The sequence below is a fragment of the Paenibacillus xanthanilyticus genome (genome assembly GCF_042682185.1).
Classification (GTDB): domain Bacteria; phylum Bacillota; class Bacilli; order Paenibacillales; family Paenibacillaceae; genus Paenibacillus_Z; species Paenibacillus_Z xanthanilyticus.
The window spans coordinates 524,838-547,920 of record NZ_JBHUHA010000001.1 but is presented as its reverse complement, the minus strand read 5'-3'; the positions used below and the strand labels follow the sequence as shown (position 1 = coordinate 547,920).

Here is a 23,083-nt window from a genome sequence, read left to right as displayed (position 1 = left end):
TGCTATTCGTGCTGATGACAATTATAGAATAAACTCCCGGTACGGCACGTTCCAGACGACCTCGTGCGCCAGCCGATGCCCTTCGTATCCATCCTCGCCGTAAGCGGTGCCATGATCGGAGAACGCCATGCAGAATACCGGCCGCTCGCGTTTTTTGAGGGCATCGAACAAGCGTCCTAGCTCGCCGTCGACATAACGCAGCGCCGCCCGCTGCGTGTCGACCGAGTCATGCTTCGCGCCGGGGACGAAATAATGATTCGGGCCGTGGATCGCCGATACGTTCAGGAACAGGAACAGCCGCTCGTGCTCGGGCGTCTTGGCCAGCAGCTTCAGCGCATGATTCACCTGATGCTCGGTCGAGCGCGGGTTGGTGACCCCGAAGGTCATCCGCCAGTAGCTCTCCTGGAAATAGCCGGGCAGCACCTTGGCGAGCGGCACTTTCTTCGTGAAAAAAATAACGCCGCCGATGCAGATCGTCCGGTAGCCTTCCGCTTGCAGGCCGGAGACGAGATCCGGCGTATCGAACAGCCAGGTGTGCGGATGCGTACGCAGTCCCGTATTCGCGGAATGGAACAGTCGCACATGCTGCGACTTATCCGTCGTTGCCGGCGTCGGCAGGAAGCCGCCGAAGAACGCATGGTGCGCCGCATAAGTAAAGCTGCCTGGCGTATGGCGCTTCTCCCATCCGCCGCCTTGGCATAGGTTCGGACAGTTCGCCTCTTCCAGCACGGCCGCGTCATACCGGAGCGTATCGAGCGTAATCATCACCAGATCGTGCGAGCCGACGATTTGGTTCATATCCAGACTGGTCAAGCATTCATCTCCTCTTGCCGCGCAAGCTGTTTGATTTGCCATTCATAGGTGCCGAGCCCTTCGTGCGAGACGCGGTACAGCAGATCGCCGAACGGGTTGACGTCAAGAACGTAAGGCCGAAGCGAACCGGCGGACAACAAGACGTCCACCCCCGCGACCGACGCGCCGGTGAAAGCCGCCGTCGCCCGCTCGGCGATCTCCCGGACCGATTGCACCGTCACCGGCCGCAGCCCCATCTCGTCCAGCGATTGGCGTTCGCTTCGCAGATGCAAATTCGTGAACGGCGTGCGGCTGATCCGGGCTAGACTGTGGCAGGCTTCGCCGCCGACGACCAGTTGGCGGATATCGAACGGCCTGCCGTTCACCGCCGCCTTCGCGATCCACTGCTCGACATGCGAGCCGTGCCGCAGCAGCCAATTGATCATCTGCCGGATGATGGCGGAGTCCGTGCAGCGGCGGGGCTTCAGCGCATTATAGTAGACTGGGGGCTTCGCGATATAGTTCTCCACGCCGATCGTCGTGATCGCAATCTCCGCGCCCGTGGCCGGATTCACTTGGTAGGCGATGATGCCGCATGCCCCCGATCCGGCCGCCAGCTTAACGAATACACGCGGCATCCGTCTTGCCCGCATCATCTCGCGCAGCGCCTCGTAATCGGGCAGCTCTGCAGGCTCCGCCAGCCGTCTCGGGACCGCCACCCCTGCCTCCGTGAGCCGCGTGTGCGCGTGCCGCTTGTCGAACATGCCCGCGATGGCCGCGGGTTCGTTCACGAATCGCGCCTCCGGCCATCGCGTCCTCGCGTCCCGTTCGATGCTGGCGAGCAGCCGGGCGTAACCGCGGAACCATTGGGACGGGTGATAGAGCTGGCCGGTATGCTCGCGCAAGCGGCTCGCCGCTTGCACGCTGAGCGGATGCGGGACGACGAGCTCCCGGAGCGGCAATAGCCGGTCGTCCTGGTCCTCGGCATCCGGCGCGCCGAGCGCGATCAGCCCGCGCTCCACCTCGAAATGCTCGCCCGGGGCGTCGATGCGAATGAGCGGGGCGCCGGCTTCTTCGAACGAATCAGCCCGCGCGAGTTGTTCCCCTATCGACTTTCCCTCCAGCAGCTCCATATACGGCATGACCAAGGCAGGCGGCAACCCCGCTGCCCGCCTTGCCTCCTGCACGCCGCGTGTCCGCTTATTATCGGGGTTGCCGACGATAATCATCGAATCCATCGCTATTCCGTGAGCGCCGGATAACGCCAATCGTCCTCGTCGTCCGACTCCTGCTGCTCGCCGACGTCGACGCTCATGCCGGATGCCTGCCAACGCGCGACCGTCTCGTCCGACATATAGTGATAGCTCAGATCGAGATGCTTCAGCTTCCTCACGCGATCGCTTGCGAGCAGCGCCTCGGCGCCCTTGTCGGACAGCGTCCCCATCGACAAGTCGAGCGTATGGAGCTGATCCAGAATCGGGGCATCCGCGACCGCGATCGCGATCTCGTCCTGAATCTCGCTGTCTTTCAAGCCTAGGTAGGTTAGCTCAGGGAATTTGCCGGGCTCGATCAGCGGCAGCACGTCCTCCAGTCCGCCGTCGAATCCGTAGTTGTCCACGCCGAGGTACAGCTCCAGCTTGTTCAGCTTGGGAAAATGACCTTCACGGATGCTCGCCAGCACGTCCTTGCCGAGTCCGCCGCAAATAATGACCAGCTCCTCCAGCTTCTCGTGCCGCGCCGGATCCAGCGCCAGCCCTGTGCTGCCTTTAATTGTGAGCGACGTCAGCTCGGGATACGCCTCGAGCAGCGGCCCCAGATTCGACTGATTGATCCAGGATACCTCGCATTCTTCGAATGTCATGTCCCCGATGAACAGCTTGCGCAAGGCGGGGAATTCGCCGCGCAGACGGACGAGCGTCTCAACGACCGAACTCGAATCATTCTCGTAGGAACCGCCCCAATCGCCGATAACCAGACTTGTTAACGTTTTGCTCTCCGGACTTGCCGCCAACGCCTCCAGCAAATCTTCTATTTTCTCGCCGCTCTCATATTGATCGTATTCGATCGCCAGTTTCTTCTCGGACATGTCTTACGCCTCCATATGATTCAGATTCGATTCCCGCTTGACCTCTTCGGTCGCGAAGTTCCAAATTTAACCTATCATTTGCGGTAGTACCCGTCAATCGTTCGTCGAGATGAATGGCGCGGAGTCAGCGGAAATAAGCCCCTGCATCTAACAGGAGCCCAGGATATGTCTTAAAGCTTGAGCATAATGATGGATCTTCCGCTGGCAATCGATGCCGTTCGTTCGCGTCCTCGTTCATACTAAACTTCTCTTCTAGTTCTTGGTCAAGCTCGCCGGCAGCTTCACCGCGAGCAGCATACCGCCGGATCGTACGTAGAGCATGCTGCCGGATTTCAACGTCGGCTCGAAATTTCCGTCGCCCGCCCGGATGCTGAACACCGGCTTCGTGGTCGTGTAGTCGTAGGCTTTGAGCGTGCCGTCAGCCAGACCCAGGTATAATCCATTCCCGTACAAGTCGGTCTGCACGACGTTCACCCCGTACGTCGTCCGGAGGAACCCGCCATTGGCCGTTTTCATCATGCCGATGGAGTTATCGTGCTGGTTCTGGTACAGCAATCGCCCTTCATGCAGCTTGTAGAGAGGGAAATACTGGTTCGGATCCGGCGCATTCCAGCGCTTGACCGGTTGGTTGTCCGGCTTATAGGCGGCGAAGTCGTATTGCGCGACGATGTCGTCCTGAAAAATATAGAGCGCGTCCCCGTCAATAAAAGCGGTGCCTCTGTTGCCTCCGAGGCCGGACGGGTTTTGCGAGGTGACTTGCGGCTTCCATTTGTATTCTCGCTGCTGCATGATTTTACCTGTCTTCACATCTAGTGCATAGATGCTCACGTAGCTGATTGACAGATCGTCACGCATGAATAAGTCTGGCGTAACGTAGACGAGATTTTCTCTTCTATCGAGCACATCGTAAATGTCCGGAGACCACCATAACATCTTGCCCGTCTTCTTATCGAACGCATTAATCTGAGACGACGAGTGCACGCCATCCACGTAATACTTGCGCAGGACAACGTCTGGGGTCTCCCACACTTCCGGGTAGCCAGCGAGGTAGTACTCTTCCGCCTTCTTGACCACCTTCCAGCGCAGCTTGCCCGTCGCCTTCTCAAGCGCATAGAAGACGAGATTTTGCATGACATAGACGGTGTCGCCCGTTACGGTAATTCGTTCCGCTCTCTTGGCGCCTATGGCTGAAGCCCACTTCCGAGTGCCGCCAGACGTCACAGCGTAGATTGAACCATCGGCGGCAAGACCGTAGATCATGCCTTGATCATACGTTAGCAGCGGCTTCAGGCTATGGCCGAACGTCCACAATCGTTTGCCGCTCGTGCCGTCATACGCTGCCAGCTGACCGCTGCCGATGAGCGCGAACACGCGCCCCTCCTCGGCGATCGCGGCCGTTCGCGGCCATCCCGACTCGCTGAACGTCGCGAGCGGAATGCTCCATGCCGGCTTTGCCTGCGTGATCGTCTCGACCCCGATTGCCGAAGACCGCGAGAGAACAGGCTGCTCTGCGAGCGTCGGGACCGCATTCCCCAAGAGCCCCGTGCCAAGCAGCGCTGACGCCGCCGCGGTCGCAATTATTTTATGTATCGATACACGCTTCACGCTTCACATCACGCACCTTCTCGTCATCATTATCATCCGTTGGTACCGGTCAGGCGAGCCCCACTCAATCAGACGCAGACATCGCCCAAAAGTTGCAAATAATGGAATTCGATTCGATAAATAGCCGCTCCCGGCGGCATCGTTCATCAACATCGAACAAAGCGGCAAAAAGCCGGCATGCAGGATATACCCGAGTGCCGGCCGTTAGTTCCGAGATGCATGTCTCAAAATATGTACGTGCGAGAGGGAAGGTGCGTACTAAAGTGCTTCGCAGCCCTCGATCAGTGGGGCCGGTTGTTCGCCGTATCTAGAGTTGCCCAGTTCGTCCGGGTCGATCCCGATCCGTCGGTGTTTCGGCTGAACGAGAGTAGCTAGACGCCGAACAGACGCGTTCCCTTATCGGGCGCGCGTCTGATGCTTTCGTTTAACATCTAACGATCGGAGCACCAAAGGTGCCGTCATGCCGAGCTCCCCTCGCTTCGCTCTTCCCCTTTTCTCTTACGATGCGCCCCCTTGCGGGATCTCCGCCTTGCCGTCGTTCCTCCGGTATCCCGCCCCGGGATGATCCGCGAACAACAAACGGCTGCCTTGCCCGAACAGCTTCTCTCTGTATGTGCCCGGCTCGTATTCCGTCTTGTAACGGCCGCGGCGCTGAAGCTCGGGGACGACGAGCTCGACGAAATCGATCAAGCTGCCCGGCGAGATGTAATGGGCCAAATTAAACCCGTCTACCCCGCTCTCGTCGAAGTATCGCTCGATGCGATCGGCCACTTCCTGCGGATTGCCGACGATCGTCTGTTTGCGGTCCAGCCGTTCGAACGTGCCGAGCGCTTCCCGCACCGTCAATCGGCGAGGCTGGTCTTTCGTTAACGAAGCGGCTCTCGATTGCCCATGCTCCGTATGCTTATACTCGAACGGCGCGTCCAGGTCGCTATATTGCGACAAATCATACCCGCTGGAGCCTCCGAATTGCGCCTTCGCCGCCTCTCCGCTCCACAAGGACGCGTACTCCGCGAACTTGGCCTCGGCTTCCGCGCTGGTTTCCGCCACGACGACGTTCAGGAACGTGAACGCTTGGATATGATCCGGATTTCTGCCGTATGCGACCGCCCGATCCTTAATGTCTTGAATGGAAGCCTTGACCCGTCCGGGCGAGGAACCGCCGACGAAGAGACATTCCGCATGCTTGGCGGCGAAATCCCGCCCCTTCTCGGATGCGCCTGCCTGGTAGATGACCGGCGTTCGCTGCGGCGAAGGTTCGCTAAGATGAGGTCCACGCACGCGGTAATATCGGCCGTCATGGCCAATGTCATGCACTTTCGCGGGCTCGGCGAAGACGCCTCGCGACGCGTCGCGCACGATCGCGTCGTCCTCCCAGCTTGCTTCCCATAGCTTGTAGCTAACCTCCAGAAATTCTTCGGCCATCGCGTACCGCTCGTCGTGCCTCATCATCTCCGCATGGCCGAAATTGCGCGCCGCGCTTGGCAAATAGGACGTCACCACGTTCCAGGCGAATCGTCCCTTCGTCAAATGATCGAGGGTGCTCATCCGGCGCGCGTGCGCATAAGGATGTTCGTAGGTCGTGCTGACCGTCAGGGCGAAGCAAAGATGCCGGGTCGCGTGCGCCATGACCGGAATGACAAAAGCCGGATCGTTGAGCGGCACCTGCACCGCGTCCCGGATGGCCGGATCCTTGCTTTGGCGATACACGTCGTATACTCCGATCACGTCCGCCAGGAACAAGGCGTCGAATCTCCCCCGCTCCAGCAGCTGCGCGAGCTCCACCCAATAATCCGCGTCTTTGTATCGGGTCGCGCGCGCATTGTCCGGATGCTTCCACAGCCCATGCGAATTGTGCATCGCGCTGGTCATATCAAAGACGTTCATGCGAATTTGCTTCGTCACCGCCGCTTCATCCTCCCGTCTAAAGCATATTTATCCCATGTGTTTTATTGTTATTATGAAGACTGACGATAATCTATCATCCATAATTTCACATTGTCAAGCAAATAAATTCTATTAAATCAATGAAAATTCTTATATAAATGTCTGCTTTAACCATTTAATTATCATTCATTTCACAAATTATGGTTGACAGTTACCGAGGCGACGCCTTATATTTAGTGGCAAGCTTCGAAATCGCATATTCGCGCCGCGCATGCGCAGCGCAAACAGCTGACTGATCATTCAGAACTGTGACTCCCTTCTCTTCGAACCAGAAGGAGCCGCTTCCGATTGACGGCCTCTTCCCGAAGGAAGAGGCCGTTTTTTTATACGCATATTCCCAAGTATTCACATGTGAATTATTTCAAGACCAAATTGCAGCTTAAAGGGGAGAACCATCGCATGATTCGCTTCGAGGCCGTCTCGAAAATCTTTACGGGCAAAAAGAATCATACGCAGGCGGTCAGCCAAGTGTCGCTCTCGATCGCGCAGGGCGAGATTTACGGCATCATCGGCTTCAGCGGCGCCGGCAAAAGCACGCTGCTGCGGCTCGTTAACCTGCTCGAAGCGCCGACGAGCGGCAAAGTCATCGTCGGCGGCCAGGACATCACGGCTCTTAAGCCGCGAGAGCTGCGTCAACTGCGACGACGCATCGGGATGATCTTCCAGACGTTCAATCTGTTCAACGCCCGCACCGTCTTCGGCAACGTCGCCTATCCGCTCAAGCTGGCCGGCACGCCGAAAGCGCAAATCAAGGCTCGCGTCGAGGAGCTGCTGCGATTCGTCGGGCTCGAAGACAAAGCGGATCATTATCCCGAGCAGCTCTCGGGCGGCCAGAAGCAGCGCGTTAGCATCGCCAGGGCGCTCGCGACCTCGCCGGACATCCTCATTTGCGACGAAGCGACCTCCGCGCTCGACCCGGAGACGACCGGGGAAATTTTGAAGCTGCTCAGACGGATTAACGAAGCGTACAACATCACGATTTTGCTGATTACGCACGAGATGCACGTCATCCGCAGCATATGCGACCGGGTAGCCGTCATGGAGAACGGACAGGTGATCGAAGAAGGCTCCGTATACGACATTTTCGCATCGCCCAAGCAGCCGGCCACCGCGAATTTCATCCGCTCGGTGCAGAACGACCAGCTCTCGCCCAAGCTGCTCGAAACGTTGAAAAGCAAGCATCAAGGCAAGCTGTACCGGCTCGTCTTCAAAGGCGGCGCGACGAGCGAGCCCGTCCTCTCGCGCGCCGCGAGGCAGCATAACGTCGATTTCAGCATCGTCTACGGCAGCATTCAGGAGCTGAAGGGTCAGCTGTTCGGCAGTCTGATCGTCGAATTCCAGCCCGCGGATGAGCTAGCCTCCATCGACCGGCTCGTCGCGCAGCTCGCCCAAACCGTGGAAGTTCGGGAGGTCATCGATCATGAAAGTTGATTGGAGCACGTTCTGGGTGCGCGTCGTGGAGTCGACGGGCCAGACGCTGACCATGGTCGCGTTCACGCTGCTCTTCTCCAGCATCTTCGGCATCGCGATCGGCTTGCTGCTGTTCGTCACCCGCCGCGGCAACATCTTGGAGAACCGTTTCGTCTCCGCACTGCTTAACCTGCTTATTAATGTCATTCGTCCCATACCGTTCATTATTTTCTTGGTCACCATCAGCCCGCTGACCCGGCTGGTCGTCGGCACCACGATCGGCATGTGGGCGGCGATCTTCCCGATGACGCTCGTCGCGTCGTTCGTCATCGCCCGCGTCGTGGAGAACAACCTGGTCGCGATCGACCCCGGCATTATCGAAGCGGCCAAGGCGATGGGCGCCAGTCCGCTCCAAATCATTTTCGGCGTCCTCATTATGGAGACGCTAGGTCCGTTGATCCTCGGCTTGACGTTCATGACGGTCGGCTTGATCGACTTCTCGGCGATGGCCGGTACGGTCGGCGGCGGCGGTCTCGGCGACTTGGCGATGACCTACGGCTATCAGCGCTTCGACGGTTCCGTCATGCTCGTCACGATACTCGTCCTTATTCTGCTCGTGCAGGTCGCTCAATTTATCGGCAACCGGATTTCGCGTTACTTCCTGCGCCGATGATCGGCTTCCGCCATTACACCATCTTAAAGGAGTCGTTATTCATGAGAAAAAGAAAAACGTTCGTTCTATCCCTCCTGCTCGTGCTCGTCATCGGGCTTCTGTCCGCTTGCGGCAGCAGCGGCGAACCGGCTAACAACGGCACGGATGCGGCCGCTTCGGATGCAGCCTCAACCGCTGCCGCTGCCGACGCGAACGCAGCGAAAGAGACCGCCGCCCCCGTTCAAGAAGAGACGAAGAAAGAAGAACCGCAGGAGCCCGTCAAAGTCAAGGTTGGCGTCACGGGCTCCGACGGCGAAACATGGCCGCTCCTCAAAAAGAAAGCCGCCGAGCGTAACATCGAGATCGAGCTGGTCGAATTCTCCGATTACACGCTGCCGAACCTGGCGCTCGCGAACAAAGAAGTCGACATTAATTCCTTCCAGCATCTCGCATTCTTGAGTCAATTCAATATCGAGCATAACCTGAACATCGTGCCGATCGGCTCGACGGTCGTAGCGCCGCTTGGCCTGTACTCGGAGAAATACAAGAAGGTCGAAGATATTCCGGAAGGCGCCAAGATCGCCATCCCGAACGATCCGGCCAACCAAGGACGCGGGCTTCTCGTGCTTCAGCAAGCCGGCCTCATCAAACTGAAGGAGAACGTCGGCCTATACGGTACCCCGGACGATATCGTCGAGAATACGCGCAAGATCGAAATCGTGCCGGTCGTCGCCCAACAGACGCCTCGCGTCCTCAAGGATGTAGCCGGTTCCATTATTAACGGCGGCATCGCCGGTCAAGCGGGCCTGCAGCTGTCCGACGCCATCTTCCACGACGATCCGCAGGCGGAATCGACGCGCCCGTACATTAACGTCTTCGCGACGCGCGCCGAGGATAAGGATAACGAGACGTATCGGACGATCGCCAAGCTCTACCAAGAAGCGGACGTGATCGAGACGGTCAAGAAAGACACGAACGGCGCCAGCTTCGTCACCGACGTCCCCGTCGAGCAGCTGCAATCTACGCTTGATCAGCTAATTGCCGATATTAAGGCCGGCGCGGCCAAATAAGAATCGAATTTATCGCGAATAACCGAGCCGGCTACCGGCTCGGTTATTCGCTTGCGTTCAACGATTGGCAGCTTGCAGCGTTGACTCGCCCGGAGTTTCATAGAGATGGCATGCCGCCGCATGCCCTTGCCCGATCTCCGCGAGCGCGGGCGCTTCCCTGCGGCAGCGATCGTGCGCGAACGGACACCGGGTCTGAAACCGGCAGCCTGGCGGCAGCGACAGCGCGCTGGGCAGCTCCCCTAACGCCTGAATAGACGCACTGCGGCGTTCTCTCCATCCGGAGGCGGGTATTGCCGAAATCAACGCCTGCGTGTAGGGGTGCTTCGGTCCGTCGAACAGCGCATCAACGTCCGCAAGCTCCACGAGCTCCCCCAAATACATGACCGCGACGCGGTCGCTCATATAATGAATGACGTTCATGTCGTGCGAGATGAATAAATACGTCAAGCCGCGTTCCGCTTGAAGTTCTTTGAGCAAATTGAGAATTTGCGCCTGCACGGATACATCGAGCGCGGACACCGGCTCGTCCAGCACGAGGAACGCGGGGTCGACCATGAGCGCCCTGGCGATGCCGATCCGCTGCCGCTGGCCGCCGCTCAGCTCGTGCGGATACCGGCGAGCATAAGAGGCATCCAGCCCTACCCGCTCCAGCATCGCATGAACGCGACGCTTCCGCTCTTCCTTGCCGTCCAGCCGATTGAAGCGCAGCGGCTCCTCCAGCAGCCGTCCGATGCGGAAGCTCGGGTTCAGCGACGAATACGGGTCTTGAAATACGTATTGAATCTGCTTGCGAAGCGTTCTGCGTTCCGATGACGATGCGTTCGTCATCTCCGCTCCGTTGTAGCGCAGCCTTCCGCCGGTCGGCTCGAGCAGCCGCGCGGCGATTTGGCCGACGGTGGACTTGCCGCATCCGCTCTCCCCGACGAGGCCGACCGTCTCGCCTGGCGAGATGGACAGCGAGAAGCCGTCGACGGCCTTCAGCAGACGCCCCGAGCGATCGCCGCCCTGCACGCGGTAATGCATCGACAGCCGATCCAGCTCAACCAACGGCTCCGGAACGAATCGGTTCATGCGCGGTCGCTCCTTTCTCTTCGGCCAGGAAGCATCTGGCCCTATGCTCATGCCGTACGCGAACTAGCGGAGGCGCTTCCGCGCGGCATCGCTCCTCCGCATGGGGGCAGCGGGGAGCGAATCGGCACCCCCGCCCCCTCTCCTCCAGCGCCGGAACCGTGCCCGGAATCGCGAACAGCTTCTCGCGCTTCTTCGCCGGGGACGGTATCGCGTTCAGCAGACCGATCGTATACGGATGCGCCGGGCGGTCGAAAATATCCCGGGCATCCCCCTCCTCCACGATCTGTCCGGCGTACATGACGGCGATGCGGTCGCTCATGTCCGCGATGACGCCCAAATCGTGGGAGATGAGCATAATCGACGTCCCGTTCTCCTCCCGAATGCCTCGCATCATCTCCAGAATTTGCGCCTGTATGGTCACGTCGAGCGCCGTCGTCGGTTCATCGGCGATGAGCAGCCCCGGATTGCAGGACATGGCCATGGCGATCATGACGCGCTGCCGCATGCCGCCCGATAAGCGGTGCGGATATTCGCGGAGCAGCGAGGCTGGCCGGGGCAATCCAACCTTATGGAGCAGCTGCCCGGCCCATTCCGACGCTTCTTTGCGACCGTAGCCGAGATGCAGCCGAATCATCTCCGTCAACTGCGCGCCGATCGTCAGGCCGGGATTCAACGAGCTCATCGGATCTTGAAAGATCATCGCCGCCTCTTTGCCGCGGTAGCGCCTCAGCTCGTCCTGGCCCATACGATCCAGCCGATGCACGCCCGCGTACTCGATCTCCCCTCCGCTTAGACGCAGCGCGCCCGGCAGCAGGCCGAGCACGGATAGCGATAGCACGCTTTTCCCGCAGCCGGACTCGCCGACCACGCCGACGATTTCCCCTTTCCCGACCGCAAGGCTGATGCCCTCCAGAACGGACGGCGCCGGCTTCCCCCTCGCGTTTAGCGAGACGGATACGTCCCGAATATCGAGCAGCTTGGCTGCCTGCGCCGCGTTAAACTTCGTCATGTTCGCGCCTCCTACACTCTTTTGTCCCGCAAATCGCGGATGCCGTCGCCGAGCAGATTGAACCCGAGCACCGACAGCGTGATCATCAGTCCCGGCGCCAGCGTGAACCAAGGCGCCTTGGCCATATAGCCTTGCGCTTCGTTGAGCATCCGTCCCCAGCTCGGATCGGGCGGCTGCACGCCGAGCCCCAGATAGCTGAGCGCGGCTTCCACGAGGATGGAGGTCGAGAAACTGAGGGCCGCCGTCGTCACGATCGAAGACGCGATATTCGGCAGGATTTGCACGAAGATCACGTTCCAATGGGAGGCGCCGAGACCTCTGGCCGCCTTGACGTACTCCGCCTCGCGATGCTGGAGCACCCCGCCGCGGATCACCCGCGCGAAGGTCGGCACCGACAAGATGCCGATCGCGAGTATCGTCTGGAAGAGACTCGGCTTAAAGACGGTAACGAGCACGAGCGCCAGCAGAATGCCGGGGAAAGCGAGCAGCGCGTCCGTCGCCCGCATCAGCGCCTCGTCCACCCATTTGCCGGCATAACCGGCGAGCGTGCCGACCGCGAATCCGCCGGCAAGCCCGATCATCGTAGACAGACTGCCGACGAGGAACGCGGTCTGAGCGCCGACCATGATCCGGCTGAGCACGTCGCGCCCGAAATTGTCCGTGCCGAGCGGATGGGCAGGGCTAGGCCCGTGCAGCCGTTCTTTCATGCTCATGACATTGGCGTCATACGGCGTATAGAAGAAGCTAAGGGCCATCAGCGCCGCCAGGAGGGCGACGAAGAAGAGGCCCAGCAGGAAATTGATGCTGTAGTTGGACTTCATGGCATCCCTCGATTAATAACGGATTTTCGGATCAAGCCAGCGATAGGATAGATCGACGATGAAATTGACCGACACGACGATAAGGGCGATGACGAGCACCATCCCCTGTACCAGCGGATAGTCGCGGTTGCCGATGGCCGTGATGAGCAGGCTCCCGAACCCGGGCAGCGTATAGACTTGTTCGATGACGAGACTGCCGGCGAGAATCTCGCCGAAATTGATGCCGACGACGGTAATGACCGGCAGCAACGCGTTCTTCAACACGTGGCGGTAATAAATCGAACGGTCCGACAGCCCTTTGCTCTTGGCGGTTCGCACGTAATCTTGGTTTAATTGATCGAGCATGGCCGTTCGCAAGTAGCGCACGACGACCGCGATCTGCGGGATCGCGAGGGCGAAGGCCGGAAGCACGGTCGATTTCAAAGCCAGCAGCGGATTATCCGACCAGGGCACGTACGTGCTGACCGAGAACCACTTCAACGTCAGGCCGAACAGCAGGATCAGCAGGATGCCCGTCCAGAACGAAGGAATGGCCAGACCGAACTGCGTGCAGAGCGAGACGACGATATCCGCTAGCTTGCCGCGCGAGCGTGCGGCGAGAATGCCGAGCGGAACGGCCGTCGCGACGGTAATTCCGAGCGCCAGCAGCGCAAGGGACAGCGTGACCGGGAACCGGCTGGCGATCAGGTCCAGCACCGGCTCGGAGAAACGCAGCGATTGGCCGAAATCCAGGACGGCCGCGCTGCCCAGCCAATTGGCGAATTGCTCGGGCAGCGGGCGGTCCGTGCCCAACTGGGCTTCAAGCCGCGCGATCTGGTCGTTCGTCGCCTCCGGTCCCAATATTGCAAGCGCGGGGTTGCCGGGTACGATTCGGAATACGGCGAACGTGAGCACCGCCACGAACAACACCGTCAACAGCAGCGTAAGGAGGCGCCGCGCGTAATAATTCATGTGCCGTCACTTCCGATCTTATTCCGTGAAATATACGGTCGACAAATCCTGGACGTAGAGCGGGTATTGCTTGTAGCCTGCCAAATTTTTGGCCAGCGCCACGTTCAGGTTCGGGTCCATGATATAGATCGCCGCCGCGTCCTGAGCTAGAATGGTCTGCGCTTTCTTGTACAGCTCCACCCGCTTCGCGTCGTCGATTTCCGTCACGGCGGACTTGAGCGTCGCATCGAAATCGGCGTTCTTATAATTGAAGAAGTTGTTGTCCGCATCCGACAAATATTTGCTCAAAATTTGATTCGGATCCAGCTTGCCGTCCAGCCCGATGATCGTCGTCTCGTAATCGCGGCCTTTGTAGATGCGTTCCAGCCAGACCGCCCACTCGACCGGTTCGATGTTGACTTTGACGCCGATTTGCGCAAGCTGCTGCGCGATGACCTGAGCCGTGTCCACGTGGAATTGATAGATGGACGGCACGGACAGCGTTGTCTCGAAGCCATCCGGATAGCCGGCTTCGGCCAGCAGGCTTTTCGCCTTCTCGATATCGGTCGCGTACAGATCCTCGAGACCCGGCTGATAATATTTGGCGAGCACCGGGCTTAGATTGGAGCCGAGCTTCGTCCCTTTGCCGATCGCGACGCCTTCGATGATTTCGTCCTTGTTGACCGCATAGTTGATCGCTTGGCGCACCTTGATGTCGTCGAACGGTTTTTTTGGCGATATTGAACGTTACCAGCTGCACCAGGTTCTGCGGACCGCTGACCGCGTTGAACGCATCGCCCAACTCTTCCAGCCGCTCCGTGCCGATCCGCGGATAGATGTCGGCCTCGCCCGATTTCAGCGCCAGCAGCGACGCTTCAGGATCCGTAATGATGCGGAATTCGACCTGATCCAGCGACGGGACATCCTTCACGTAGTAGTCGGCGAATTTCTCGACGGACAGCTTCTGGCCGGGTAAATACGCTTTGAATTTGAACGGTCCGGTGCCGATCGGATTTTTGTTGCCGTCTTCGTACCCGTTCGGAATGATCGCGCCCGTCAGCGCCGTCAAGAACGAAGAATCGTTCTGCTTGAGCTTGATGACGACGGTTGAGGCATCCGGCGCATCGACCGAAGCGATGCCGGCATACTGCGGCTGAAGCGGCTTCTCGGCCCCGATCCCGGCCATGCGCGAGTACGAATATTTCACGTCCTCGGCGGTAACGGGATTGCCGTTATGGAATTTCACCCCGCCGCGCAGCTTGAACGTATAGGTCAAGCCATCCGGAGAAACCTCGTACGATTCGGCCACGGCCGGATATAGTTCGCCTTTCTCGTTCGGTTTGAGCAGCCCTTCGAAAATGTTGAACAGCACTTCGTTCGTCCCGGCCGCGACGGCCAAATGCGGATCCAGAAAATCGAGATCCTGCGGGATGATGACGACGACGTCCCCGCCGGTTTTCTTCCCTCCCGATGCGCCTGCCTCGCCGGATGGCTCCGCGGCGGGCGCCTCCTTCTCCCCGCCGCTCTCGGCAGCTTGGTTCGATGACTCCGGTGCCGCCTGCGTCTCTTTCGCGGCGTTGCCCGTGTCGTTATTGCCGCCGCAAGCCGCGGCGAATAGCATGATCGCGATCAAGGTCAACATGACGAATAGATGTCTGGCCGTGTATGGTTTCTTCAATTTACATTCCTCCGCTCTGGTTGGATAAGTGGCCTGCTATCGCCCGCATGGGCAAGCAGACGGGGCAGTTCCGCCACCGAATCGATGCGGGTAACCGCCGGCAGCTCCTCGATGCCGAGCAGCCCGAACCGGTTGACGAGACAAGCCGCCATGCCGGCGCGCGCGCTGCCCACCACATCGTCGTAATAATTGTCGCCTACGTAAAGGCATTGCTCGGGACGCGCGCCGGCGATTTCCGCGGCGAGACGGAAGATGCGTTCGTCCGGCTTCGACACTTGAACTTCCGAGGAGATGACGACATGGTCCAAATACCGAGCCAAGCCGGTCTCATTCAACACGGTTCTTGCCGATTGGTCCCAGTTGCTGATCAGACCGATCCCATAGGAGCGTTCCTTCAGCCATTGCAGAACGCCGGGCGCGAACGGATACGCCCGCCAGCGCGGGCCTTGACGCCGCTCGCCTGCCTTCAACGCGGCCGCTTGTTCCGCCAAGGGGAAGCGAACGCCGAGCGAATAGTTGAGCATGCCGAGGTACCAAGGGAAGAAGCTGTCCCATTCTTGGCCAAGCGCGCCCGGATACTGACGCATGAACTTCTTGTCGGCCAAATGATATGCCTCTTCGATCCGGGCGAGCGGGATATCGATGCCCTGAGCCAGAAGATAATCGCGGTATACCTTCTCCCTGTCCTGATACACGAGCGTGTAGCCTAAGTCGAACCAGATGTAGCGCACCTTCATCGCCGCGTACCGCCTTTCATGACGTCGTCACGACCGGGAGCCACACCCGCGACGGGCGTTCCGCGTCGTGATAGATCGTCTGGGTCGCCGTCACGAAATCGGCTTCGGTCACCTCGCCCGGATTGGCGATCCGGTTCGGGTTGCGGTCGAAGGTAGGGAAGAGCGAGCTCGTCACATCCAGCCGGATGGCGTGCCCTTTCTGGAATACCGCGGCGGCGGAACCGAGCGAAAATTCATAGCGCACCGTCTCCCCGCTCGGCACGGGCACGCGCTTGTCCAGTCCGTGCCTGTAGCTCGCCCGGATAATGCCTTCGGTAATGTTGTACGCGCGCCCGTCGGGATGCACGTCGACCAGCTTGGCGACGAAATCCGTATCCTCGGCGGTCGTGGCGGCGTACAGCTCGAGCGTAATCTCGCCCGCGATCGCCACATCCTCGTCGAGCGGAGGCGAGGTATACACGAGCACGTCGTTGCGAATTTCGATCGGAAGCTGGTTTTTCGGCCCCATCGGCGTCAACTCCGGCACCGCGCCCGAACGGCCGCCGATCGCGGGAACGGCGATGGACGGATGGTACACGAATACGTCCGGATATTCTTCGCCGGCCGGGTGCTCGGACAACGCGCCGTCTCCGTTGACGGAGTTGGCTCGGCATGCGCTGCGGAGATAATAAGCGGCTCGCCCCTCCCCTCGGCTCGCCCGCTCCGGCGGCCAGTCGTTCGCCTCCTTCCACACGTTGCTGCCCATCTCGAAATAGCGCACCTTCGGCGGCGGGTTATCCGGTCGGATGTCCTTCAGCCACCAGTCGAACCAAGCCAGCTGCAGCGCGTCGATGCGGTTCGCCGCTTCCGGTCCGAAATCGAGCTCGCCGACGTATCGCGACCAGGGCATGTGAAACCACGGTTCGACAAACAAATATTGGTGCTCGCGTGCATGCTCGCTCGCGCCTCGACTGCGGACGCAGTTGAAGTTCTCGAGCGTCCCTTCGATGAACAGGTCGTACCAGCCGCCGATATGCAAGGCCGGCACGTCGATCGACTCATACCGCTCGCGCAGGGAACGCGCTGCCCAATACTCGTCCCTTAGCGGGCGACGCAGCCAATCGGCATAATATGGCGCCAGCTCCTTCATCGGTTCCGGCGGCTCGTTCAGCGGCAGCTTCTTGTAGAAGCCGTGGATGCCCGCATAATGAGCGGACAGCTCCGAAGCCCAGTCCCCCCTCCCCTGCCGGAGAGCCGTATCCTGCGCCGCGAACAGCACCCAAGATTGCAGGGCGGCAAGCGCGAAGGCGCCATTCGCGTAGGTCTTCCCCTGATAGGCGTCGGAGCCGATCATGCCGGGCGCGATGCAGGCCAGATGCGGCGGAGCCTCCGCGGCTGCCAGCCACTGGACCGCGCCGCAATACGAGAAACCGTACATGCCGACCTTTTTCTCTGCGAATGGCAGCGATGCCGCCCATTCAATCGTGTCGTATCCATCCGCCGCTTCGTGCTCGTAAGGGGCGAATTCCCCTTCGGACGTCCATCTTCCCCGCGTATCCTGAACGATGACGACATAGCCGCGGCGGGCGTACCATTGCGGATGCGCGTAGTTCATCGTCTGAGCGTCCGCTTTGTTATAAGGCGTCCGGAGCAGCAGCACCGGGCAGGGTCCTCCCTTCGCGGGCCGGTACACGTCCGCGCTTAACCGGACGCCGTCGCGCATCGGTACGGGAACATCCCGTTCGACGATCACGTCAACGAATGCGCTTGTGGACATAGCTGGCGACTCCCCCTTGCCGAAATGCCAATCGAACCGAAAAATAAAAAAAGATGCCGCTCCCCGGATCGCGACGATCACGGGAAGGAGACATCTCCAGTCGACTGGTGAATTATGTATTATTCCGATTACAATAATCGGCATTACCCTAATACTATCATGCATCTACAGAATCTTCCAACACTTTATTTGAAAACAACGAGTTGACATTCCCTACGCGCAGCTTTAGCATTTTATTTAACTTATATTTTCCCTTGTTCTACCAGATCGCTGGAGACGCCTTCGCCTATGCGGAAGCGTCTCTTTTCATTTTCATTCCGAACGAAGGAGCGATTCTCATGACCAAACGAAACCAGATGAAGCTGTCCGCCTATCTCGTCGGCACCGGCATGCACGCCGCCTCTTGGCGTCTGCCGGATGCCCTGCCCGGAGCCAGCATCGACATCGATTATTATGTGCGTCTGGCCAAAACGGCGGAGCGCGGCGCGTTCGACTTCGTCTTTCTGGCGGACAGCCTCGCGATTAACGAACAGTCTCATCCGAACATCCTGAACCGCTTCGAGCCGATAACGCTGATCGCCGCCCTCGCCGTCGCCACCTCGCGGATCGGACTTGTCGCGACCGCTTCGACGTCGTATATCGAGCCGTTCAATCTCGCGCGGCTGCTCCTATCGGCCGACCGGATCAGCAAAGGCCGCGCCGGATGGAACATCGTCACCACCCGCGACCTGTCCGGCAATACGGCCCGCAACTTCGGGGGAGAGCGCCATTTCGAGCTTGAGCATCGGTACCGGCGGGCGACCGAATTCGCGGACGCGGTGATCGGCCTATGGGATTCGTGGGAAGATGATGCGTTCCTCTTCGATAAGGAGAGCGGCGAGCTGTTCGATCCGTCCAAGCTGCACCGGCTTCGTCATCGCGGCGAATTTTTCGCGGTCGAAGGACCGCTCAATATCGCCCGATCGCCGCAGGGCTACCCGCTGCTCGTGCAGGCGGGCAACTCGGACGCCGGTCAGCGTTTCGCCGCCCGGTTCGCCGAGGTCGTCTTCGCGATTAAATATAACTTCGAGGATGCCCGACTCTACTATTCGGATTTCAAAGCGAAAGTAGCGGAGGCGGGACGCAACCCGGACGACGTGTATATTCTGCAGGGGATTTCGCCGGTTATCGGCGCCACCGAGGAAGAGGCGATCGCCAAGCGGAAAGCGTTGGAAGCCCTGCTTGGCGACGATACGATTCTGGGTTTCCTGGCCGACTATTTCAAGGAACTCGACTTCAGCGGGTTCACGCCGGAGACGACCGCCCAGGAGGCCGGGCTCGACGCGCTGCAGGCGGCGAATCCCGATTACCGCAAGCATCAGCCCGTTATCGCCCGCGAGAATCCGACGCTGCGGGAAATCTACTCGCTTATCATCGGGTCGTTCTCCGGCGACCACCTGGTCGGCACGCCGGAGAAGATCGCCGATACGCTCGAGCATTGGTTCCGCGGCGGCGCGGCGGACGGCTTCATGTTAATGGCTCCCGCGCTGCCGGAAGGCCTCGACGACTTCGTCCGTCATGTCGTGCCGATCTTGCGGGCGCGCGGATTGTTCCGCGAGGAATACGAAGCGGACACGCTTCGCGGACATATCGGTCTGCGGACGCCGCCTAACCGCCATGCGGCAAGCAGGTTCGCCGAATCGCCCGCAACGTAGCGCGGTACATTGGCCGTGCCGAACGACTTAAGCGCCCGCGCTCTCGACCGGGACCGCAGCGCGGCGAATGGCCTGCTCCAAGTCGGCGATGAGATCGTCGGGATCTTCGATGCCGATCGACAGCCGGATGAGATCCGGCGTAATGCCGGCCGACTGCTGCGCCTCCGGCGACAGCTGGGCATGCGTCGTGCTGGCGGGATGGATGACGAGCGATTTGGCGTCCGCGACGTTGGCCAGATGCGAGAACAGCTCCAGCGCGTTAATGAACCGGTCCGCCGCTTCGTAGCCGCCCTTCAAACCGAACGTGAAGATCGAGCCCGGCCCTTTGGGGAAATAATGCTGCGCCAACTCGTAATAGGGATTGTCCGGAAGTCCCGGATAGTTGACCCATGCTACGTCCGGATGCGCGTTCAAGAACGCGACGATGCGCTTCGCGTTGCCGATGTGCCTTTCCACGCGAAGCGACAGCGTCTCGAGTCCCTGCAGCAGCAGGAACGAATTGAACGGGCTGATCGTCGCGCCGATGTCCCGCAGGAACTGGGTTCTAACCTTCGTAATATAGGCCAGCTCGCCGAACTTCTCGACATAGCGCAGTCCGTTATAGCTGCGGTCCGGCTCCGTGAAACCGGGGAAATTGCCGTTGGTCCAGTCGAACGAGCCGCCGTCGACGATGAGCCCGCCGATCGAGGTGCCATGCCCGCCGATATATTTGGTCGCGGAATGTACGACGATGTCCGCGCCGTGCTCCAGCGGACGGAGGAGGTACGGCGTGCCGAACGTATTATCCACGATCAGCGGTATCCCGCGTTCATGCGCGATATCCGCGATGGCCCGAATATCCGGAATGTTCAAGCCCGGATTGCCGATCGATTCGATGAATATCGCCTTCGTCCGTTCGTTGATCGCTTCGCGGAAGCGCTCGGGCTCGTCCGGCTGTACGAACGACGTCGTAATGCCGAGCTTCGGCAGCGTGACGTCGAGCAGATTGTACGTTCCGCCGTACAGCGTGGAGGCCGCCACGATCTCGTCCCCCGCGCCGGCGAGATTGATGATCGCATACGTCACGGCCGCGGAGCCCGAGGCGACGGCAAGCGCGCCGACGCCGCCTTCGAGCGCGGCGATCCGCTGCTCGAGCACCTCGTTCGTCGGGTTGCTGATGCGCGAATAGACGTTCCCCAGCTCCTCGAAGTTGATTACCGCGCGAGCGTGATCGGTATTTTTGAAGACGAACGAGGTGCTTTGATAGATCGGGACCGCCCTCGCCCCCGTGGCGGGATCCGCCTGCTGGCCCGCATGGACTTGCAGCGTATCGAATTTCCACTTGCGCTCCTGCTGTTGTTCGCTCATATCCCCATCATCTCCCTGAAATGAAATAAGACCGAACGCATCCCTCTTATGTCGGGCGGCGCGTCGGTCTCCAGTAAACTGGTCAACGGAATCAAAACATATTTTTCCAAGCGGCTAAGTGTGATTTATTATGGCAACGATGCCCCGTTTTGTCAACCCTCTTTCGTTCCTACCGGGAAGCGGCTTCGAGCAGCTCCGCTTCTTTGGCGCGCACGAGTGGCAGCACCTTCTCGCCGAAGGCTTGGATATCCTCTTCGTAATGGAGGAAGCCGGCCAGCACCAAGTCGACGCCGATCGACTTCAACTGCATGATTTTGTCGGCCACCTGCGCCGGCGTACCGATTAGGCCCGTCTTGAAGCCGTCGTTGTATTGCACCAAATCGTCGAAATTCGAATTCGCCCACATTCCTTCGCGCTCGGGGGACGCCTGGCCGGCGAACTGAACCTGGCTGCGGAAGCCTTCCACGGCTTCCGGATCGGCATGCGCGATAATGTCGCGCAGCGCCTGCCTTGCTTCTTCCTCCGTATCCCGGACGATGACGAAAGCGTTGGCGCCGAATTTCAGCTTCCGGCCGTGCGCCGCTGCAAGCCTCGTCACATCCTCGATCTGCGCCCGGAAGCCCTCGACCGTGTTGCCGTTCATGAAGTACCAATCCGAGACGCGCGCCGCCATCTCGCGCGCGGCGGCGGAGTTCCCGCCTTGGAAGACCGGCGGCACGACGTACGGCTTGGGCTTGTGGGGAGCGCCGTTGATCCGGTAGAAGTCGCCGCGGAAATCGGTCTCGTCCTGCGTCCACAGCTGCTTGAGCACCCGGATGAACTCTTCGGATCTGCGATAGCGTTCATTGTGGTCCAGCCATGGCTCGCCGAAGCCGTGAAACTCCCCTTTGAACCAGCCGCTGACGATATTGACCGCCGCGCGGCCGCGGCTGATCTGATCGAGCGTCGTAATCACCTTGGCGACCGGGCCCGGCTGCCATAATCCGGGCAGCACGGCGGCGATCAGCTTCAGCTTGGAGGTCACCGCGGCGAGCGCCGAGGCGAGCGTAATCGCCTCCAGTTGGTTCTCCGCTCCGTAACTGGCGATGAACCGCGTCTGCAGCAGCGCGTAATCGAAGCCGGCTTCTTCGGCTAACTTCGCATACCGCGCATTGTCTTCGAAGGACCAGCCCGTTCGCTGCGCCAGCTTCGAAATCACGAGTCCGCCGCTTACGTTCGGTACCCAATAAGCAAATTGCAACGACATCGCATGCACCTCTTTTTCATTTTGATGGATGAATTCGATCGCGCGGCCGCGGCCGCTTAGCTTCCGGCCGGCGCAGCCGTCGTCGCGGGCTTTCGCTGCCCGGGCAGCTCGTTGTTCGCGATCATCTCGCCGAAGGGGCTTATGAACGCCGGTCCCCGCTCGTCGTCCAAGCCGTTCAGCGGCAAATGCGGGAACAGCAGCTCCGCCGTCCGGTACGCTTCCTCCAAATGCGGGTATCCCGACAAAATGAACGTCTCGATGCCAAGCTCCGCGTATTCCTTCATGCGGGCGGCTACCTGCTCCGGACTGCCGACGAGCGCGGTCCCGGCCCCGCCGCGCACCAGCCCGATGCCCGCCCATAGGTTCGGGCTAATCTCCAGACTGCCGCGATCTCCGTTATGCAGAGTGGTCATGCGCCGCTGCCCTTCCGAATCCATGCGCGCGAATATGCGCTGCGCGGAGGCGATCGTCTCCTCGTCCAGGTTGGCGATCAGCTCGTCCGCCGCTTGCCAGGCTTCCGCTTCGGTGTTCCGGACGATCACATGAAGCCGGATGCCGAACCGAAGCGTTCTCCCCCGCGCTTCCGCCAACTCGCGCATCCGCTCGATTTTGCGACGAACCTGATCCGGCGGTTCTCCCCACGTCAGATACACGTCGACATGTCCGGCCGCGACCTCCATCGCTGCATCGGACGATCCGCCGAAATAGAGCGGCGGGTAAGGCTTCTGCACCGGCGGATAAAGCACTTTGCCGCCTTCCACGCGAAGGTGGTCGCCTTCGAATTCGACGTCCTCCCCTTCGAGCGCTTGCCGCCAGATCGTCAGAAACTCGTCCGTGAGCGCATAACGCTCGTCGTGCGCCAAGAACAAACCGTCGCCGGCCAGCTCCACCGGATCTCCGCCGGCGACGACGTTGATCAACAGCCGGCCCTTGGAGAAGCGGTCCAGCGTGGCGGCCATCCGCGCCGCCAGCGTCGGCGACATCAGGCCCGGCCGTATCGCGACGAGAAACTTCAGCCGTTCCGTCGCGGGCACGAGCGTCGAAGCTGTGATCCAGGCATCCTCGCACGATTTCCCCGTCGGCAGCAGCACGCCCGCGTAACCCAACTCGTCGGCCGCCTGCGCGATTTGCTTGCAATATTGATACGTGACCGCGCGGGCGCCTTCTCTCGTTCCGAGATAACGGCCGTCTCCATGGGTCGGGATGAACCAAAAGATTTCCATTCGTCTTCT

General features: G+C 60.1%; 20 protein-coding genes and 1 pseudogene. 5 read left to right on the top strand and 16 right to left on the bottom strand.

The genetic code is table 11. From position 1 onward, the window contains the following. Positions 1-21: 21 nt before the first annotated feature. From ACFSKT_RS02225 to ACFSKT_RS02205, 5 genes are all read right to left on the bottom strand, one after another. Positions 22-798: an STM4013/SEN3800 family hydrolase gene (locus ACFSKT_RS02225; RefSeq protein WP_377720629.1), complete on the bottom strand. Its 777-nt coding sequence runs from the start codon at positions 796-798 to the stop codon at positions 22-24. Between the two features lie 11 nt (positions 799-809). Continuing rightward, positions 810-2,030 carry an STM4014 family protein gene (locus ACFSKT_RS02220; RefSeq protein ID WP_377720172.1) on the bottom strand — a complete coding sequence of 407 codons (1,221 nt, stop codon included), beginning with the start codon at positions 2,028-2,030 and terminating at the stop codon, positions 810-812. A 2-nt stretch (positions 2,031-2,032) separates the two neighbouring features. Continuing rightward, a complete protein-coding gene (locus ACFSKT_RS02215) occupies positions 2,033-2,878 on the bottom strand; it encodes an STM4015 family protein (protein ID WP_377720171.1) in 846 nt (281 codons plus the stop codon). Between the two features lie 252 nt (positions 2,879-3,130). After that, positions 3,131-4,483, bottom strand: coding sequence for an outer membrane protein assembly factor BamB family protein (locus tag ACFSKT_RS02210; RefSeq protein WP_377720170.1), 1,353 nt, complete (start codon positions 4,481-4,483; stop codon positions 3,131-3,133). 498 nt (positions 4,484-4,981) lie between these two features. Continuing rightward, on the bottom strand, positions 4,982-6,388 hold the full coding sequence (locus ACFSKT_RS02205; RefSeq protein WP_377720169.1) for an LLM class flavin-dependent oxidoreductase: 1,407 nt from the start codon (positions 6,386-6,388) through the stop codon (positions 4,982-4,984). Positions 6,389-6,829: 441 nt separating this feature from the next. On the opposite strand from ACFSKT_RS02205, the gene ACFSKT_RS02200 reads away from it, so the two are divergent. Genes ACFSKT_RS02200 through ACFSKT_RS02190 form a run of 3 tightly spaced genes read left to right on the top strand, consistent with a single transcriptional unit; the run spans position 6,830 to position 9,562 of the window. Next, a complete protein-coding gene (locus ACFSKT_RS02200; RefSeq protein ID WP_377720168.1) occupies positions 6,830-7,861 on the top strand; it encodes a methionine ABC transporter ATP-binding protein in 1,032 nt (343 codons plus the stop codon). Next, positions 7,851-8,513 carry a methionine ABC transporter permease gene (locus ACFSKT_RS02195; RefSeq protein ID WP_377720167.1) on the top strand — a complete coding sequence of 221 codons (663 nt, stop codon included), beginning with the start codon at positions 7,851-7,853 and terminating at the stop codon, positions 8,511-8,513. Before ACFSKT_RS02200 ends, ACFSKT_RS02195 begins: the two co-directional genes overlap by 11 nt. Positions 8,514-8,554: 41 nt before the next feature. Next, positions 8,555-9,562 carry a MetQ/NlpA family ABC transporter substrate-binding protein gene (locus tag ACFSKT_RS02190; RefSeq protein ID WP_377720166.1) on the top strand — a complete coding sequence of 336 codons (1,008 nt, stop codon included), beginning with the start codon at positions 8,555-8,557 and terminating at the stop codon, positions 9,560-9,562. Positions 9,563-9,619: 57 nt separating this feature from the next. Here ACFSKT_RS02190 and ACFSKT_RS02185 read toward each other — a convergent pair whose 3' ends face one another. The 6 genes and pseudogenes from ACFSKT_RS02185 to ACFSKT_RS02160 all read right to left on the bottom strand — a co-directional run. Then, positions 9,620-10,633 carry an ABC transporter ATP-binding protein gene (locus ACFSKT_RS02185; RefSeq protein ID WP_377720165.1) on the bottom strand — a complete coding sequence of 338 codons (1,014 nt, stop codon included), beginning with the start codon at positions 10,631-10,633 and terminating at the stop codon, positions 9,620-9,622. After that, positions 10,602-11,642, bottom strand: coding sequence for an ABC transporter ATP-binding protein (locus ACFSKT_RS02180; RefSeq protein WP_377720164.1), 1,041 nt, complete (start codon positions 11,640-11,642; stop codon positions 10,602-10,604). The genes ACFSKT_RS02185 and ACFSKT_RS02180 overlap by 32 nt, the downstream gene beginning before the upstream one ends. An 11-nt stretch (positions 11,643-11,653) precedes the next feature. Next, a complete protein-coding gene (locus ACFSKT_RS02175) occupies positions 11,654-12,463 on the bottom strand; it encodes an ABC transporter permease (RefSeq protein WP_377720163.1) in 810 nt (269 codons plus the stop codon). A gap of 12 nt (positions 12,464-12,475) precedes the next feature. After that, the gene (locus ACFSKT_RS02170; protein WP_377720162.1) at positions 12,476-13,414 is read right to left on the bottom strand and encodes an ABC transporter permease; all 939 of its coding nucleotides are present in this window, start codon (positions 13,412-13,414) and stop codon (positions 12,476-12,478) included. An 18-nt stretch (positions 13,415-13,432) separates the two neighbouring features. Next, complete coding sequence (locus ACFSKT_RS02165; protein WP_377776297.1) at positions 13,433-14,101, bottom strand: ABC transporter substrate-binding protein; 669 nt, start codon at positions 14,099-14,101, stop codon at positions 13,433-13,435. An 85-nt stretch (positions 14,102-14,186) separates the two neighbouring features. Next, positions 14,187-14,702, bottom strand: a pseudogene (locus ACFSKT_RS02160) (ABC transporter substrate-binding protein); the annotation flags it as partial. 121 nt (positions 14,703-14,823) lie between these two features. On the opposite strand from ACFSKT_RS02160, the gene ACFSKT_RS02155 reads away from it, so the two are divergent. Beyond that, positions 14,824-15,099: a hypothetical protein gene (locus ACFSKT_RS02155; RefSeq protein ID WP_377776296.1), complete on the top strand. Its 276-nt coding sequence runs from the start codon at positions 14,824-14,826 to the stop codon at positions 15,097-15,099. On the opposite strand, the gene ACFSKT_RS02150 is transcribed toward ACFSKT_RS02155, so the two are convergent. Then, on the bottom strand, positions 15,068-15,808 hold the full coding sequence (locus ACFSKT_RS02150) for an HAD family hydrolase (RefSeq protein ID WP_377720160.1): 741 nt from the start codon (positions 15,806-15,808) through the stop codon (positions 15,068-15,070). The two genes, ACFSKT_RS02155 and ACFSKT_RS02150, sit on opposite strands and share 32 nt — an antisense overlap. Positions 15,809-15,824: 16 nt before the next feature. Further along, positions 15,825-17,564, bottom strand: coding sequence for a CocE/NonD family hydrolase (locus ACFSKT_RS02145; protein ID WP_377720159.1), 1,740 nt, complete (start codon positions 17,562-17,564; stop codon positions 15,825-15,827). Between the two features lie 338 nt (positions 17,565-17,902). Here ACFSKT_RS02145 and ACFSKT_RS02140 point away from each other — a divergent pair, with 338 nt between their 5' ends. Then, positions 17,903-19,258 (top strand): LLM class flavin-dependent oxidoreductase, encoded by a 1,356-nt coding sequence (locus ACFSKT_RS02140; protein ID WP_377720158.1) that lies wholly within the window; start codon positions 17,903-17,905, stop codon positions 19,256-19,258. 27 nt (positions 19,259-19,285) lie between these two features. On the opposite strand, the gene ACFSKT_RS02135 is transcribed toward ACFSKT_RS02140, so the two are convergent. From ACFSKT_RS02135 to ssuD, 3 genes are all read right to left on the bottom strand, one after another. Continuing rightward, complete coding sequence (locus ACFSKT_RS02135; RefSeq protein WP_377720157.1) at positions 19,286-20,605, bottom strand: O-acetylhomoserine aminocarboxypropyltransferase/cysteine synthase family protein; 1,320 nt, start codon at positions 20,603-20,605, stop codon at positions 19,286-19,288. A gap of 169 nt (positions 20,606-20,774) precedes the next feature. Beyond that, complete coding sequence (gene sfnG / locus ACFSKT_RS02130; RefSeq protein ID WP_377720156.1) at positions 20,775-21,851, bottom strand: dimethylsulfone monooxygenase SfnG; 1,077 nt, start codon at positions 21,849-21,851, stop codon at positions 20,775-20,777. Positions 21,852-21,907: 56 nt separating this feature from the next. After that, on the bottom strand, positions 21,908-23,074 hold the full coding sequence (ssuD, locus tag ACFSKT_RS02125) for an FMNH2-dependent alkanesulfonate monooxygenase (RefSeq protein WP_377720155.1): 1,167 nt from the start codon (positions 23,072-23,074) through the stop codon (positions 21,908-21,910). Positions 23,075-23,083 lie beyond the last annotated feature (9 nt).